Raw genomic sequence first — 15,897 nt, 5'->3', positions numbered from 1 at the left:
GGCCCCCCGCTTACCCTCCTCGCCCGGGATGTCACCTCGCGGCCGTGAGCCCGTGACCAGGTTTCATTCACGTCGTTCAACCCAGGACGTCGATACGATCTGTGCACACAAGCGGACTCTCGGTGGTGGCAATGGACAGCGGACTCGAAAGCCGACGGATCGTGCACCCGACGGAGAGGATCGTCACCGGGCGGTTGGTCCGCCTGCTCGACGGTTACACCCGCGAGGTCCGCGTCGGTCAGCCGGTGCTGGTGGCGGTGCTCGCCGCGGCGGCGATCGCCCGGCTGCCCGCCCTGCTGCTGCGCTCGCTGTTCTCCTTCGGCGGTGGCGGCACCCGCCGACGGTGGAAGGAACTCAAGCAGGGACCGGAATATCTGGTCGTTCCGGTGCGCCTGCGCAACACCGCCGGCCAGCTCTGCGAGGTGGAGCTGCACGGGCACCTGCCGCAGAGCGCCCTGCACCCGGCGGACCAGGTGCAACTCACCCTGCGCCCGCAACGCGACCCGGAGTTGCCGCCGCGGATCGAGCGGATCGTCAACCTCACCACCGGGCAGTTGCTCACCCCGCGCACCGCGACGCTCTGGTCGCACCTCGGGCCGCCGCTGCTGTTGCAGGCGTTCCTGGGCGCGCTGCTGGTCGCCGGCATCACGGCCTGCTCCGCGCTGACCTGAGCCGCCGGCCCGCGTTTCGGGTCCGCTGAGGCCGGGCATCGGCACCCCATGTTCCCCGGATTCACCCTCGACGAGATCGATGTCGGCCCGGTCCGTCTGCGGGTGCGCCACGGCGGCGCCGGCTCGCCCGTGGTGCTGCTGCACGGCCATCCCCGCACCCATGCGACCTGGCACCGGGTGGCACCGCTACTCGCCGAGCGGCACACGGTGATCTGCCCGGACCTGCGGGGGTACGGCGGTTCGACGAAGCCGGCGGAGACGCCCGACCACAGCGCGTACGCCAAGCGTGCGATGGCCCGCGACGTCATCGCGCTGCTCGACGCGCTCGGTCACCAGCGTGCCGCCGTGGTCGGTCACGACCGAGGGTCGTACGTGGCGATGCGTACCGCCCTGGACCACCCGGAACGGGTCAGTCGCCTCGGCGTGCTCGACGGGGTGCCGATCGGCGCGGCGCTGGCCACCTGCGACGCCCGGTTCGCCGCCCGCTGGTGGCACTGGTTCTTCCTCGGTCAGACCGACAAGCCGGCGGAACGGCTGATCAACGCCGACCCGGACGCCTGGTACGGCGGCTCCCCCGCCGAGATGGGCGAGGAGGCCTACGCGGACTACCACCGGGCCATCCACGACCCGGCGACGGTGCACGCGATGTGCGAGGACTACCGGGCGGGTCTGGGGCCGGACCGCGCCGCCGACGACGCCGACCGGGCGGCCGGGCGGAAGATCTTCTGCCCGGTGCTGTTCGTCTGGGCCGAGCGCGACGACATGGTGGAGTTGCACGGTGACCCGGCGACGATCTGGCGGGAGTGGGCCGACGACGTGCGGGCTACGTCGGTCGACTCGGGTCACCACCTGGCCGAGGCGGCGCCGGAGGCCCTGGCGGGCGTGCTGGGTGCTTTTCTGACCGACTGAGTGGTCAGCCGATCCGCACCGGCTCGCGGACGGGTCGGCGGGCCACGCCGAGCATGCCCCGGCGGCGCGCCCAGCGCTCGAAGATCAGGGTGGCGAACGGCGGCACGGCGCTGACCAGGGCGACCGCCGTGGCCAGCAGGCTCCACCGGTGCAGCCGGGCCACGGCCAGCGTCAACACAACGTACGCGACGAACAGGCCGCCGTGGATCGGCCCGAAGATCTTGACACCCAGCTCGTTCTCCGGCGGGCCGTACTTGACCAGCATGCCGACCAGCAGGGCCAGCCAGGAGCAGGCCTCCGCGATCGCCGCCGCAACGAACAGTCGGGTCACCTTGTCGCGCATCGCCACGCCACCACCTCTCGGGCGGCAATGGTAGCGGCGTCGGTGCGCCGCCACCTGACGGACCTCGTGAACGGGACAGGGGTCACCGGGTCCGTCACTGGGTAGGAAAGAAGCCTCAGGTGTTCCCCTGCCCGACGAGGACGTGCGAGGTTAGGGGAACCAGCGGTGACAGGGTGGTGACGATGGGCGAGGACGTCGGCGTACGAACCTTCAGTCGAGCAGATCGGGCCCGCTACCGCGACAAGGTCCGCCGCTGCCTGGACGTCTTCGCCGAGATGCTGCGTGAGTCGCGCTTCGACGTGGACCGTCCGATGACCGGCGTGGAGATCGAGCTGAACCTGGTCGACGAGGCGTCGAACCCGGCGATGCGCAACGCCGACGTGCTGGCGGCGATCTCCGACCCGAGTTTCCAGACCGAGTTGGGCCAGTTCAACGTCGAGATCAACGTGCCGCCGCGACGGCTGACCGGCACCGGCACCGCGGACTTCGAGGAGTACGTCCGGGCCAGCCTGAACGCCGCCGAGGTGAAGGCGCGGGCGATCGGCGCGCACATGGTCATGATCGGGATCCTGCCGACGCTGCGCCCCGAGCACCTGACCGCCGAGACGCTCTCCGCCAATCCCCGCTACAAGCTGCTCAACGAGCAGATCTTCGCCGCGCGCGGTGAGGATCTGCCGATCGCCATCAGCGGCGTGGAGCGCCTGGCGGTCACCGCCGACACGATCACCCCGGAGGCGGCCTGCACCAGCACCCAGTTCCACCTGCAGGTCAGCCCGCCCCAGTTCGCCGACTACTGGAACGCCGCCCAGGCGGTCGCCGGCGTCCAGGTGGCCGTCGGTGCGAACTCGCCGCTGTTCTTCGGCCGGGAGCTGTGGCGCGAGACCCGCATTCCGCTGTTCCAGCAGGCCACCGACACCCGGTCGGAAGAGATCAAGGCCCAGGGGGTACGCCCCCGGGTCTGGTTCGGCGAACGCTGGATCACCAGCGTGTTCGACCTGTTCGAGGAGAACGTTCGCTACTTCCCGGCGTTGCTGCCGGTCTGCGACCCGGAGGACCCGGTGCGGGCCCTCGCGGCCGGCGAGGTGCCCAATCTCGCCGAGCTGCGCCTGCACAACGGCACCATCTACCGGTGGAACCGCCCGGTGTACGACGTGTCCCGCGGCCGACCGCATCTCCGGGTGGAGAACCGGGTGTTGCCCGCCGGTCCGACCGTGCTGGACACCATTGCCAACGGCGCCTTCTACTTCGGGCTGGTCCGTGCCCTGGCCGAATCCGACCGGCCACTGTGGTCACAGATGTCGTTCAGCGCCGCTGAGGAGAACTTCACCAACTGCGCCCGGCACGGCATCGACGCGCAGGTCTTCTGGCCCGGCCTGGGTTATCTGCCCGTCACCGAGTTGGTGCTGCGCCGGTTGCTGCCGTTGGCACACCACGGCCTGGACCGGTGGGGGCTCGACCCCGGTGAGCGCGACCGGCTGCTCGGCATCATCGAGCAGCGCTGCCTGACCAGCCGCAACGGTGCGACCTGGCAGGTGGAGACGCTGCACCGGTTGGAGTCCGCCGACCACCTGGACCGGCCGGAGGCGCTCCGGGAGGTGGTCCGCCACTACATCGACCTGATGCACAGCAACCGACCGGTGCACGAGTGGCCGATCCCGTAGGCGTCCGTGGGGCTCAGCCTCGTCGGGCTCAGCCTCGCGGGGTGGGCACACCGAAGAGATCGGTGATGCCGCCGGGAAGCTGGGCGAGCAGGTCGTGTCGCTGGTCGTCATCGAGCGCCTCGGCGACGGTCCGCAACACCGCCTGGGCGTGCTGACGCACGTGGTCCGCGTTCGCGACCTGCTCGCGGTCCCCGACGGCCTTCAGGAACTGGCCGACATCCCACCGGCGGCCCTGCGGATTGCGCGTGACGGACCCGTTCAACCGCTCCGGTAGCTGTGCCGCCAGGTGGTCGGCCTCCTGCCCGGCGAGCCGTTCACCGAGCACCGACAGGACGGCCTCTACGGACCGCACGGCCTCGTTCTCGCCGAGGCCGGCGCGCTGTCGTACCGTGGCGATCATCTGCTCGTACTCCATGCTCCGCTCCTTCGTTTTCCTCGACATGCCGTCCGGCTTGCCTGCGGACGAACGGGGCGAGTTCCCCGGCTCCCCGGCCACAAACGGGTCACCCGCGGACCCGGACTTCCCCGCCAACGACGGGCGGGGTCGGACAAACCCGACAGTCACGTCACTCGGGTTGCCAGCGGAACCAGGTCGGGCCGTGGGCAGCGCCCGTCCACTGGAGATGCTGTCCCTTGTGGACCCCGTGCGGCACTGGGAATTGTCGTAGGCTGCGGTGGCTCGTACATCGTCTGATCACGATGAGGGGACGCCGGTGGCCACTTCTGGAACCGACCCAGCTTCGACCCGGGGGCCCGCGCGGGTCCCCCTGTCCCGTCGACACATGCTGCGGATGGGAGCGGCGGCGGCCGGTGGCGCGGTGCTCGCCGGCGGGGTGCAGACCGGGACCGCGCAGGCCGCGCCGGGTGGTGCGAAGCGCGTGCTGCGGGCACCGGCGCTGGCGCCCGGCGATCGGGTCCGGGTCGTGTCGCCCGGCAGCACTCCCGACCCCACGAACATGGCTCGCGGCATCGAGATCCTGCGCAGTTGGGGCCTGGTGGTCGAGTTGGGCCAGCACGTCTTCGCCAAGTACGGCTATCTGGCCGGCACCGACGCGCAGCGGCTCGCCGACCTCAACGCCGCGCTCAACGACCCGGGGATCCGTGCGGTCTTCGCCGCCCGTGGCGGTTACGGCACCCAGCGGATCGTCGACGAACTCGACGTTTCCGGTCTGCGCCGGGATCCGCGGGTGGTCGTCGGTTTCAGCGACATCACCAGCATCCACGGCAAGCTCTGGCGCGACCTTGGCCTGGTCACCTTCTACGGCCCGATGGTCAACTGGAGCGACAGCCGCACCGGCCCCGAGTCGGCCGAGGCCCTGCGCCAGGCGGTGATGACCACCGCCCCCGTCACGATCGTCCGGGATCCGGCCGAGACGGCCGCTCCCGTGCTGGTGCCCGGGCGGGCTTCGGGACCGCTGCTCGGCGGCTGCCTCACCCTGCTCTCCACCTCGCTCGGCGCCAGTGACGCGCCGAAGTTCAACGACGCGCTCCTGTTCTTCGAGGACGTGGACGAGGCCCCCTACAGCATCGACATGATGCTCACCGAGCTTCGCCGGGTGGGCGTCCTGTCCAGGGTCGCCGGGGTGGTCATCGGCCAGATCACCAACAGTGTCGGCGAACCCGGCGAGTGGGACGCGGCGGCGGTCCTCAAGGACCGCCTGTACGACCTCGGCGTGCCGGTCCTGGGTGGGCTCCGGCTGGGGCACGGCAACGGGCAGCTCACCGTGCCGCTCGGCGCGCGGGCCACGATCGACGCCGAGGCGGGGACCCTGACGGTGGAGTCCGGGGTCCGGCCGCGTTAGCCGGTGGTCCCCGCGTCCCAGGGTGACGGGTCGTCGCGCAACCGACTGTAGAGGTGGGCGTCGCGCCACCGGCCGGCCCGAAACTCGCTGGCCCGCACGACGCCCTCCAACTGGAAGCCGGCCTTCTCCAGCGCCCGCTGCTCGGCGATGTTCTCCGGGTGGGTGCCGGCCTGGATGCGTTGCGCCGGCGTGTGGTGGAACAGGTAGTCGCAGAGCAGCGCCTGCGCCCGCCAACCGATGCCCCGCCCGCGCCAGGGTGGCAGCAGGACGACCCCGATCTCCCAGTACGACGCCCGCCCGGCGTAACGCCCGGAGGTGTAGCTGACGAGCCCGGCGGCCGCCTGCTCCTGCTCCACCTCGACGACGAGCCGCCCGTCGTCCTCACCGAGGTAGCCGTCGAGCGCGAACCGCCGGGCCGGCGCCCCGGCGTCCTGGAAGCCGGCCCAGTCCAGCCCGATCAGGCCCGGCTCCGTGCGGAACCGGCGGAACATCACCAGGTCGGGCTCGGCAACCGGTCGCAGCCGAACGGTGAGATCGGCCGTCACCGGCACCGAGATGCCACCGTGATCCATGGCAATACGCTAGCCGGTCGCGGTCGCTCCCGGCCGGAGGGAGTGTCGGGTCAGGCCGTGAGCAGCACCTTCGTACAGTCGTCCTGCTTCTTCTGGAAGATCTTGTAGCCCTTCGGGGCGTCGCGCAGCGGCAGCCGGTGGCTGACGATGAAGCTCGGATCGATCTCGCCACGCCGGATCCGTTCCAGCAGCGGCCGGGTGTAGCGCTGGACGTGGCACTGACCGGTCCGCATGACGAGCGACCGGTTCATGAACGCACCCATGGGGAACTTGTCGACGAAGCCGCCGTACGCGCCGACGACCGAGACCACCCCTCCCGAGCGGCAGGCGAGGATCGCCTGGCGCAGCGCGAACGGCCGCTCCGTCTCGACCCGGGCGGCCTGCTTCACCCGGTCGTACGCGTACATGGCGGCGTTGCCGTGGTGGCCCTCCAGGCCGACCGCGTCGATGCACGCGTCGGGTCCTCGGCCGGCGGTCAGCTCGTTGAGGGTGTCCAGCACGTCCAGCTCTTCGTAGTTGATCGTCTCGGCGCCGATGTGCTCCTCGGCGAGCCGCAACCGGTACGGGTACCGGTCGATGACGATCACCCGTTCCGCGCCGAGCAGCCGGGCGCTGGCCGCGGCGAACAGGCCGACCGGCCCGGCGCCCCAGACGGCGATCACCTGCCCGGGTTTGATGTCGCACATCTCGGCGCCCATGTAGCCGGTGGGGAACACGTCGGCGAGCATGACCGCCTGGTCGTCGCGGACGTCGTCGGGCACCTTGAGCGGGCCGACGTCGGCGAACGGCACCCGGGCGTACTCGGCCTGACCGCCGGCGTACCCGCCGAGCAGGTGGGAGTAGCCGAAGATGCCGGCCGGCGAGTGGCCCATGATCTTCTCGGCGATGCCGGCGTTCGGGTTGGAGTTCTCGCAGACCGAGTAGAGGCCGCGTTGACACGACGAGCAGTGCCCGCAGGCGATCGGGAAGGGCACCACCACCCGGTCGCCGGGTTTGAGGTTGCGCACCTGCGGGCCGACCTCGACCACCTCACCCATGAACTCGTGGCCGAGAATGTCGCCCTTGCGCATGGCGGGGATGTAGCCGTGGTAGAGGTGCAGGTCGGATCCGCAGATCGCGGTGGTGCTGATCCGGACGATCGCGTCCCGGGCGTTCATGATCTTCGGGTCCGGTACGTCGATGACCTTGACCCGGTCGGTGCCCATCCAGGCGTTGGCCTTCATCCTCGTCCCTTTCGAAAGCGGGCGGTCATCGGCGCGACGGCGGCAGGGGCTGGGCGGGTCGTTGGATGGCCTGTTGGCGTACGGAGATGCCGTTGGGGCTGCCCTCCGAGCGGACCACCTCGCCGGTCTCCAGCACCTGCTTGAACCGGCGCAGGTCGTCGCGGACCTGCTGCTCGGGTTCCTCGCCGAAGAGTTTCGCCACCGCCCGGCCGAGCGCGCCGGCCGGCGGCGCGTAGCGCAACTCCACCCGAACCTCGGTGCCCCGGTCACCGGGTGCGGGCACGAAGCGGACCCGCCCGGCATTGGGCACCCCGGTCCCCGCCATCGAACGCCAGGTGATCGCCGTGTTCGGCTGGTCGTGGATGATCTCGGCGTCCCATTCGACGCGGTGACCGGCCGGGCCGCGGGCCACCCAGTGCGAGCGGCGCAGGTCGTCGGCGCGCACCGACTCCAGGTGCGTCATGAACCGGGGTAGGTTCTCCAGGTCGCGCCAGAACCGGTACGCCTCGGCGGGGGAACGGTTGACGGTCACGGCGATCTCCATCCGGATCATCCGCGCCCGTGCCCGTCCAGCCCGGCTGATCCGCACCGCGGAGAGCACGTCGACGGCCGCGATGCCGGCGACCGCGAGGGTGGTCAGGGCGACCCGGCGGCGTCGTTCACCGCTGCGGTCGGCGAGGGCGCGGCCGAGCAGGGTCAGGTCCATGGCGTCGCCGGCCACCCGGCTCCAGGCCCAGCCCGCCGGGCGACGACCGCCGAGCAGGCCGGCGGCGCTGCCCAACTCCCGCACCCCGATGGCCGGGAGCACCGCGCGCGCGGCCGGGGCGTCGTCCACCCCGGCCAGGCGCGCGAGGGGGCCGGGAGCGGCCAGGGCGCCGACGCCCAGGGCCAGGCTCAGCAGGCCGAGCGCGCTCGGCAGCGTCGCAGGCACGGGTCCGTCCAGCTCCGGCAGGAGCACACTGTCGACGTGGTCCATTTCCGGTCCCCTCCGGTCGGCGTAACCGGCGGCGGACCGGCGCAGCGGCGCAGCCGCCGCCCTGACGCTATGTCCTGAACGCGGCTCGCGTGCCCGCTTCGCGGCAGAAGGTCCGTTCCGGGCGGGCGCGCGTTCCACAACAGTCGGCATGGTGACATTGACCGATTTGGATCATCGACGGGCCGATACCGTCAGTCCAATCCGTCGCGCCGCCGAGAGGACGACCCCCCATGCGCCGCTCGCTCCTGCGCCACCTGACCGCCGCCGTCGCCGTCGCACTGCTCGTCGTCGGGGTCGCCGAACCGGCCGCCGCGCGTACCCCCGGGTCTCCGTCGACCGCGCCCGGCGTCGTCCGCACCGTGGTCCGCGACGCCGCCACGGGCGCTCCGGTGCCGCGGGCCTGCGCCGCGTTCGTGCCGGTGGACGCCGCGGCGTTGGCGTCGGTCATCCTCGGCGAGGACCAGCTGGGCCGGTACGGGGGCTGCGCCGACGAGCAGGGCACCCTGGTCGCCGACAACGTGACGCCCGGAGACTACCGGCTGCTCGTGCGCCCCTACGACACAACCGCGCACGGCTGGCAGTGGGTGGGTCGGCACGGCGGCACGGGTGAGCGCGAGCGCGCCCGGGTGGTCCGGGTCCGGGCTGGCGCGGTGACCGACGTGCCGGCCATCCGGCTCGATCCGCCGGGCAGCATCGCCGGCGTGGTGACCGACGCGGCGACGGGTGCCCCGGTCTATCGGGCGCTGGCGATGGTGGTGCCGTACGTGCCGCATCCGAAGTACGGCGATCACGGCCCCACCACCGACGAGGACGGCCGCTACACGATCACCGGCCTCGGGCCGTACCACTGGCCGGTGCAGTTCGCCGCGAACGGGTTGGCGACCGTGTGGTCCGGTGGGGTCGGCAGGCGGGAGCAGGCGCGGTCGGTGCGGGTGCGCGCCCACCAGACGGTGACCCTGGACCAGGCGCTGCCCGCCGGCACGCTTGTCAGCGGCGCGGTACGCGTCGACGAGCTGGCCACCTACGCCCAGGTGATCGCGTTCGACGCGACCAGCGGGGATCTGGCCGGCGTCGCGGACGTGGGCAGCGGTTACGCCCTGCGCCTGCTCCCCGGGCAGCGGGTGAAGCTGCGCTGCGACTGCACGTACGCCCCGCAGGTGTGGCACCGCGACGCGGCCAGCTTCGGTGCCGCGACCCCGGTGCGGGTCCGGCGGACGCCGACGGTGGTGGACTTCGACCTCGGATGACCCGAACGAGGCAGGCCGCCGGGAGTTAACGGCGAGCCGCACCGGGTAGCCGGCATCCGCTTCTACCAGCGCCCGGGAGGTGGGATGACGGCGACCAGTACGTTCTTCGAACGGTTGACGGGCGCCGGCCAGGATCCGCGGTTCAACAAGGTGTGCGGGAGCGTGCGGTTCGACATTCGCGACGGCGACCACCTGGAGCAGTGGCTGCTGGAGATCGATCACGGCCAGATGCGGGTGACGCGCAGCGCCGACCCCGCCACCACCGTGATCACGGTGTCCGCGCCGGTCGCGGAGGCGATGGCGCGCGGTGAAGTGAACGGTCTGGCGGCGATCACCCGCGGCGAGATCATGGTCGACGGTGACCTCGGCCTCGCGCTGCGGCTCGGGCGGCTGTTTCCGCGGACACCGGGGCCCTCGCAGAACAAGGCCGCGACAGTGGGACGTGACCGGTGAGGGACATCGCGGACACCGTGTCGTGTATCGACGGCAACACGTTCATGGTGTCCGACGCCAGTGGTGACGTGGAGTCGTCCCCGGCCACGCCGGTCGGGCTGTTCGCCGCCGACACCCGCTTCCTGTCCCGCTGGATGCTCTTCGTCAACGGCGAGTGCATGACCGCGCTGTCGGTGGACGACAGCCAGTACTACGAGGTCACGTTCTTCGTGGTGCCGGGCGAGGCGGTCGACTACGTGCAGGCCGACGTGTCGGCCATCCGGCGCAGGCGCATCGGCCCGGACCTGACCGAATCGCTGACGATCTTCAACTACGGCGACCAGGACAGGGATCTCGACATCCGGCTGGAGGTGGCCGCCGACTTCGCCGACATCTTCGAGATCAAGTTCGACGTCGGCGCGAAGACCGGCACGCACTACACCCACGTGGGTCCGGACGAGTTGCGCCTGGGCTACCGGCGCGGCACGTACCGACGTGAGGTCGTCGTGTCGGCGAGCGAACCCGCCGAGTTCGACCCGGAGGGCATCCGCTTCACGGTCCGACTGCGCCCCGGCGAGCAGTGGTCGACGCGGTTGCAGGTGGCCATGCTGGCGCTGCGTCCGGACGGCGTCGACCTGCGCTCCGCGCTGCGGGCTCAGCGGCCCGACGACTCCACCCTGCCCACCAGCCTGCGGGCCTGGGTCGCGGCGGCCCCCACCCTGGACACCGAGAGCGCCGCGCTGCAACAGGTGTACCACCGCAGCCTGGTGGACCTGGCGGCGCTGCGCTTCGCGCCGCTCTCGCTCAGCGGCGCGGCCGTGCCCGCCGCCGGGCTGCCCTGGTTCATGACCCTGTTCGGCCGCGACAGCCTGCTGACCTGCCTGCAGACCCTGCCCGTCACCCCGTCGCTGACCCCGCCGACGCTTCGGATCCTCGCCTCGTTGCAGGGCGTCCGCACCGACGACGTGCTGGAGGAGGATCCCGGCCGGATCCTGCACGAGCTGCGCTACGGGGAGTCGGCCGCGTTCGAGGAACAGCCGCACTCCCCCTACTACGGCACCGTGGACGCCTCACCGCTGTTCGTGGTGCTGCTCGACGAGTACGAACGGTGGAGTGGCGACGCCGCGCTGGTGCGGGAGTTGGAGCAGGAGGCTCGCGCGGCCCTGGCGTGGATCGACGACTACGCGGACCTGACGTCCACCGGTTACATCTGGTACGAACGACGAAACCGCGCCACCGGCCTGGAGAACCAGTGCTGGAAGGACTCCTGGGACAGCATCTCCTACGCCGACGGACGGCTGCCGGGCTTCCCGAGGGCCACCTGCGAAACCCAGGGGTACGCCTACGACGCGAAGATCCGCGGGGCTCGACTGGCCCGTACCGTCTGGGGTGACCCTGCCTACGCCGAGCGGCTGGAGCGCGACGCGGCGTCGCTGTACGACCGGTTCAACCGGGACTTCTGGCTGGCCGACCGCGGCTACTACGCCCTCGCGCTGGACCACGACGGCACGCCCGTCGACAGCCTGTCGTCGAACATCGGGCATCTGCTGTGGAGTGGCATCGTGCCGCCGGAGCGTGCCCCGCAGGTCGTCGAACACCTGATGGGTGAGGCGCTCTTCTCCGGTTGGGGGGTGCGAACCCTGGCCGAGGGGCAGCGCCGCTACAACCCCCTCGGCTACCACAACGGCACGGTCTGGCCGTTCGACAACTCGTTCATCGCGTGGGGTCTGCGCCGGTACGGGTTCACCAGCGAGGCGGGCCGGATCGCGGAGAGCATCCTGTCCGCCGCCACCTTCTTCGAGGGTCGGTTGCCCGAGGCCTTCGGCGGGTTCGACCGCGACACCACCCGCTACCCGGTCCGGTACCCCACCGCCGGCAGCCCGCAGGCGTGGTCCAGCGGAGCCTCCGTGCTGCTCCTGCGCACCATGCTCGGCCTCAACCCGCACGAGGACCACCTGGCCGTGGACCCCGCGCTGCCGTCGGCCTTCGGGCGGGTCGCGCTGCTGGACATCCCCGGCCGCTGGGGCAAGGCCGACGCCTTCGCCCGGCACCGCCCCGACCAACGTTAGCGGCACGTTCGGCTGACGGCGCAGGGCAGGAGTCGGGCAGTCTGCCCGACTCCGACGAGTGACGCCCTGCGCGTTCCCGGTCAGGGCTCAGTCGGTGGCCCGGAAGGTGCGGCGGTACGCGTCCGGCGGCACGCCGACGGTGCGGTGGAAGTGCCGACGCAGCGTGGTGGCGGTGCCCAGGCCGGCCGCCGCGGCGATGACGTCGATGCTGTCGTCGCTGTTCTCCAACAGCTCCTGCGCCCGGCGGATCCGCTGCGTCGACAGCCAGAGCAGCGGGGTGGTGCCGGTGGCCGACCGGAAGTGCCGAGCCAGGGTGCGCGAACTCACGTTCGCCTGCCGGGCCAGGTCCTCGACGGTCAGCGGTCGGTCCAGTCGTCGCAGCACCCAGGGCAACAGGGCGGCGAGCGGGTGGTCGTCGCGGGCGGGCACCGGTGTGGCGACGTACTGGGCCTGTCCGCCGGCCCGGTGTGGCGGCACCACCAGGCGGCGGGCAACGGCGTTGGCAACCGTGGAGCCGTGGTCGCGGCGGATCAGGTGCAGACACAGGTCGATGGCGGCGGCCTTGCCGGCGGAGGCGAGCACGGTGCCGTTGTCGACGTAGAGCACGTCCGGGTCGACCCGTACCCGGGGATGGCGGGCGGCCAGCGCCTCGGTGTGCGCCCAGTGCGTGGTGGCGCGCAGCCCGTCGAGCACCCCGGCGGCGGCCAGCACGAACGCGCCGGTGCACAGCGAGACCATTCGGGCGCCCGCCACGTGGGCGGCGCGCACGGCGTCGAGCAGCTCGGGCGGTACGTCCGCGTCGACGTCCTGCACCGCCGGGATGATCACGGTGTCGGCACGAGCCAGCCGCTCCAGCCCGTCGTCGGGCTCCAGCTGGAACCGGCCGACGCGGACCGGCCCGGCGCCGCAGACCACCACGTCGTACCACGGGTCCGCCTGGCCGGTCGGGTCGCGGGCGAAGACCTCGCAGGCCATCCCCAGCTCGAAGTGCAGCATCCCGTCGGTGGCGGCGATCGCGAGAGAGGTCATGTCCGAAACTGTACGGGTCATGGCGTTCCCGACACTGGCCGATCATCCGCCGCTGCTGGAGGCTGTACCCAGTCGATCTTCTCAGGGGGCAGCAATGAATCAGCGTGTAGCGGTGTTCGGAGCGTACGGGCACACCGGACGGTTCGTGGTGACGGAGTTGCGCGAGCGCGGGTTCGTGCCGCTACTGCTGGGCCGCGACGAGAGCAGACTGGCGGCGTCGGGGCTCGCCTACCGGGTGGCGTCGGTGGACGATCCGGTCTCGCTCGACCAGGCACTGATCGGCGTGGAAGCGGTCGTCAACTGCGCCGGCCCGTTCGCCTCGACGGCCGCCCCGGTGATCGAGGCCGCGCTGCGCGCCGGGATCCCGTACGTGGACGTGGCGGCCGAGATCGAGGCCAACGTCGACACGTTCGCGCACTTCAGCGAGCCTGCCCGTGCGGCCGGCGTCGCGGTGGTCCCGGCGATGGCGTTCTTCGGCGGGCTCGGCGACCTGCTGGTCACCACGGCGATGGGCGACTGGACGTCGGCCGACGAGGCGCACGTCGCGTACGGACTGAGCAACTGGCACCCGACGGCCGGGACGGTGGCCGCCGGGGTCGTCTCCCGCGAGCGCCGTGACGGCCGCCGGGTCCGCTACACCGGGGGACAGTTGGAGTACCACGTCGGCGAGCACGACCTGCCGAGCCTGGACTGGGATTTTCCCCCGCCGCTGGGCCGGCGCCGGGTGCTCGGTGAGTTCACCATGGCCGATGTCGTGACCGTCCCGAGCCACCTGGCCATCCCCGAGGTCCGCACCTACATGGCCGCCGACGCCGCCACCGACCTGGCCGCCGCGCAGGCACCGGTCGCTGCCGACGAATCGGGGCGCTCGGCGCAGACGTTCACCGTCGACGTCGTGGTGCGGCGCGGCGACACGCGACGGCGCGTCGTCGCCACCGGACGGGACATCTACGCCGTCAGCGCGCCCCTGGCCGTCGAGGCGGTCCGCCGCATCCTCGCCGGTCAGACGAGGACGAGCGGTGTCGCCTCCGCCGGTGAGATCTTCGACGCGCCCGACTTCCTCCGCTCGCTGTCGCCAAGCATCTCGGTCGAGCTGCTCGACGGCTGCCGTCCCGGCTGAATCGTCCACGACGGCTCCCCACCGCGACGCCGGGCGGCCGACCCAACGAATCGCCGTAAGAAATCATCTCAGAAATATGTAATCATCGAGGCGCCGGGGAGACGCGACCCCGGCACTCAAACACTTAATCAAGACTTAAGACTGCACGCCCGAAAAACTGTTATCCCAAACGGAGATGACGGCGACCAGGAGACTTACCAAGCACCGTTCTTAATTCTTCGTCCGCGAGTTGTTGCTGACTCCCGCCGCGCTCATACTTCCTTTCGTCAAGAGCTTTGTCGCCGACGCAAAGGACAACACTGGTAATGCGGAATCCCCCCGCGCATGTCGCACCGGCGGACCGGGCGCGAAAGCGTCGCCGCCGCACCCGTATCTCGCTCGCCGCCGCCGTCGTGGCCACACTGGGTGCCAGCGGCATCTACATCGCCGGCGCCCAGGCCGAAGAGGTCGCCGTGCCCGGCCGGGTCCAGGCCGAGGCCTTCGCGGCACAGTCCGGGGCGCAGACCGAGGGCACCGGCGACGCCGACGGCGGCCGGAACGTCGGCTGGCTGGCCAGCGGCGACTGGCTGCGCTACGACGGCGTGTCGATCACCGGCGCCAACCTCACGGCCCGGGTCTCCTCGCACAACGCCACCGGCGGCACGGTCGAGCTGCGCCTCGGCGCGCCGGACGGGCAGGCGCTGGCCACCTTCCCGATCGCGCAGACCGGCGGCTGGCAGAAGTGGACGACAGTCACAGCGAAGGCGTCCAGCGCGCCGACCGGCCCGCAGACCGTCTTCGCGGTCATGAAGAGCACCTCGACGTCGGACTTCGTGAACCTGAACTGGTTCACGTTCGGCCCCGCGGCGGGCTCGTCGCCGAGCGCACCGGCGAGCGCCTCGGCGACGCCCCCCGCCTCGTCCGCGCCGAGTCCCACCCCGTCGGCCTCCGCCTCCACGTCCGTCCCGCCGAGCGCACCGGCCGGCGGCTGGGTCCCGGTCGACCAGGCCCGGTGGAGCAGGGAACTGGCCGCCTTCGACGCCCTCACCCCGAAGGCGGTGACGCCGGGAACCACCCGGGTCCCCGAGTTCCACACCGACTGCGAGGTCGCCAACTCGGCGCCGGACGACCCGATCGTCGTGCCGGCCCTGCCGGGCGCCTCGCACATGCACACGTTCTTCGGTCCGAAGATCGACGCGTTCAGCACGACCGACAAGCTGCTCTCCGCGACGACCAACTGCAACGCCCCGGGTGACAACAGCGCCTACTGGACCCCGGAGTTGCGCAAGGACGGTCAGCCGGTCCCGATCAAGAGCATGCGCGTCTACTACGGCTCGCGGGTCAAGGACCCGTCGACCGTGAAGCCCTTCCCGCCGGGCCTGCGAGTCGTCGAGGGCGACGCCAAGCGGCAGGTGGACACCCCGAAGAACGCCGGTAGCAATCAGTTCTGGTGCGCCGGCAGCGCCGAGATCGGCCGCAGCGGCGACGGCAACTGGCCGGTCTGCGCCCCCGGCGGCAACCTGATCTTCCAGCTGGTGTTCAAGGACTGCTGGGACGGCAAGAACATCGACTCACCCGACCACAAGTCGCACATGGGCGACCCGGTGAACGGCGTCTGCACCGGCAAGTACCCGGTGGCCGTGCCGGACCTGTCCTTCATGGTCAACTACCAGTCGCTGGGCGGTGACGGTCTCACGCTCTCCTCCGGCAAGCCGTCGTCCATGCACGGCGACTTCATGAACGCCTGGGAGCCGGCACGCCTCGGCGCCCTGGTGAAGTCCTGCCTCAACCAGAACGCCAAGTGCGGCACCGAGGTCACGTTCGCCGGCGGCTGACCGGGGCGCCCACACCGTTGCCACCGGAC

General features: G+C 71.4%; 15 protein-coding genes. 9 read left to right on the top strand and 6 right to left on the bottom strand.

Going from position 1 to position 15,897, the window contains the following annotated elements; translation table 11 throughout:
* Positions 1 to 122 precede the first annotated feature (122 nt).
* Entirely contained in the window at positions 123 to 671 is a 549-nt protein-coding gene (locus ACFYPM_RS19565; RefSeq protein ID WP_387198587.1) for a hypothetical protein, read from the top strand.
* Positions 672 to 719: 48 nt separating this feature from the next.
* Entirely contained in the window at positions 720 to 1,580 is an 861-nt protein-coding gene (locus ACFYPM_RS19560; protein ID WP_387198584.1) for an alpha/beta fold hydrolase, read from the top strand.
* A gap of 4 nt (positions 1,581 to 1,584) precedes the next feature.
* On the opposite strand, the gene ACFYPM_RS19555 is transcribed toward ACFYPM_RS19560, so the two are convergent.
* Positions 1,585 to 1,923: a DUF3817 domain-containing protein gene (locus ACFYPM_RS19555; RefSeq protein ID WP_387198897.1), complete on the bottom strand. Its 339-nt coding sequence runs from the start codon at positions 1,921 to 1,923 to the stop codon at positions 1,585 to 1,587.
* A gap of 182 nt (positions 1,924 to 2,105) precedes the next feature.
* Between ACFYPM_RS19555 and ACFYPM_RS19550 the strand changes: the two genes are divergently transcribed.
* Positions 2,106 to 3,584, top strand: coding sequence for a glutamate--cysteine ligase (locus ACFYPM_RS19550; RefSeq protein WP_387198581.1), 1,479 nt, complete (start codon positions 2,106 to 2,108; stop codon positions 3,582 to 3,584).
* A gap of 28 nt (positions 3,585 to 3,612) precedes the next feature.
* Here ACFYPM_RS19550 and ACFYPM_RS19545 read toward each other — a convergent pair whose 3' ends face one another.
* Positions 3,613 to 3,999: a DUF2267 domain-containing protein gene (locus ACFYPM_RS19545; RefSeq protein WP_387198578.1), complete on the bottom strand. Its 387-nt coding sequence runs from the start codon at positions 3,997 to 3,999 to the stop codon at positions 3,613 to 3,615.
* A gap of 367 nt (positions 4,000 to 4,366) precedes the next feature.
* Here ACFYPM_RS19545 and ACFYPM_RS19540 point away from each other — a divergent pair, with 367 nt between their 5' ends.
* Positions 4,367 to 5,386 carry an LD-carboxypeptidase gene (locus ACFYPM_RS19540; RefSeq protein ID WP_387198575.1) on the top strand — a complete coding sequence of 340 codons (1,020 nt, stop codon included), beginning with the start codon at positions 4,367 to 4,369 and terminating at the stop codon, positions 5,384 to 5,386.
* Here ACFYPM_RS19540 and ACFYPM_RS19535 read toward each other — a convergent pair.
* The 3 genes from ACFYPM_RS19535 to ACFYPM_RS19525 are packed head-to-tail and all read right to left on the bottom strand — an operon-like array spanning position 5,383 to position 8,157.
* Positions 5,383 to 5,958 carry a GNAT family N-acetyltransferase gene (locus tag ACFYPM_RS19535; RefSeq protein WP_387198573.1) on the bottom strand — a complete coding sequence of 192 codons (576 nt, stop codon included), beginning with the start codon at positions 5,956 to 5,958 and terminating at the stop codon, positions 5,383 to 5,385. The genes ACFYPM_RS19540 and ACFYPM_RS19535 overlap by 4 nt on opposite strands.
* A 50-nt stretch (positions 5,959 to 6,008) precedes the next feature.
* Complete coding sequence (locus ACFYPM_RS19530; protein WP_387198570.1) at positions 6,009 to 7,181, bottom strand: zinc-dependent alcohol dehydrogenase; 1,173 nt, start codon at positions 7,179 to 7,181, stop codon at positions 6,009 to 6,011.
* 25 nt (positions 7,182 to 7,206) lie between these two features.
* A complete protein-coding gene (locus tag ACFYPM_RS19525; protein WP_387198567.1) occupies positions 7,207 to 8,157 on the bottom strand; it encodes an SRPBCC family protein in 951 nt (316 codons plus the stop codon).
* Between the two features lie 230 nt (positions 8,158 to 8,387).
* Between ACFYPM_RS19525 and ACFYPM_RS19520 the strand changes: the two genes are divergently transcribed.
* The 3 genes from ACFYPM_RS19520 (at position 8,388) to ACFYPM_RS19510 (ending at position 11,905) form a co-directional block, all read left to right on the top strand.
* The gene (locus tag ACFYPM_RS19520; protein WP_387198564.1) at positions 8,388 to 9,404 is read left to right on the top strand and encodes a carboxypeptidase regulatory-like domain-containing protein; all 1,017 of its coding nucleotides are present in this window, start codon (positions 8,388 to 8,390) and stop codon (positions 9,402 to 9,404) included.
* 84 nt (positions 9,405 to 9,488) lie between these two features.
* Entirely contained in the window at positions 9,489 to 9,857 is a 369-nt protein-coding gene (locus ACFYPM_RS19515; RefSeq protein ID WP_387198562.1) for an SCP2 sterol-binding domain-containing protein, read from the top strand.
* Positions 9,854 to 11,905 (top strand): glycogen debranching N-terminal domain-containing protein, encoded by a 2,052-nt coding sequence (locus tag ACFYPM_RS19510; protein ID WP_387198559.1) that lies wholly within the window; start codon positions 9,854 to 9,856, stop codon positions 11,903 to 11,905. Before ACFYPM_RS19515 ends, ACFYPM_RS19510 begins: the two co-directional genes overlap by 4 nt.
* Positions 11,906 to 11,992: 87 nt before the next feature.
* Here the strand turns inward: ACFYPM_RS19510 and ACFYPM_RS19505 are convergent, their stop codons facing one another.
* Positions 11,993 to 12,934 carry a helix-turn-helix domain-containing protein gene (locus ACFYPM_RS19505; RefSeq protein ID WP_387198556.1) on the bottom strand — a complete coding sequence of 314 codons (942 nt, stop codon included), beginning with the start codon at positions 12,932 to 12,934 and terminating at the stop codon, positions 11,993 to 11,995.
* A gap of 94 nt (positions 12,935 to 13,028) precedes the next feature.
* Between ACFYPM_RS19505 and ACFYPM_RS19500 the strand changes: the two genes are divergently transcribed.
* Positions 13,029 to 14,054 (top strand): saccharopine dehydrogenase family protein, encoded by a 1,026-nt coding sequence (locus ACFYPM_RS19500; RefSeq protein ID WP_387198553.1) that lies wholly within the window; start codon positions 13,029 to 13,031, stop codon positions 14,052 to 14,054.
* Between the two features lie 305 nt (positions 14,055 to 14,359).
* On the top strand, positions 14,360 to 15,868 hold the full coding sequence (locus ACFYPM_RS19495) for a DUF1996 domain-containing protein (RefSeq protein ID WP_387198550.1): 1,509 nt from the start codon (positions 14,360 to 14,362) through the stop codon (positions 15,866 to 15,868).
* Positions 15,869 to 15,897 lie beyond the last annotated feature (29 nt).

The organism is Micromonospora sp. NPDC005203, from assembly GCF_042872705.1.
Lineage (GTDB): Bacteria > Actinomycetota > Actinomycetes > Mycobacteriales > Micromonosporaceae > Micromonospora.
The sequence above is the reverse complement of the archived record's forward strand: the minus strand, read 5'-3'. Positions and strand labels throughout refer to the sequence as shown.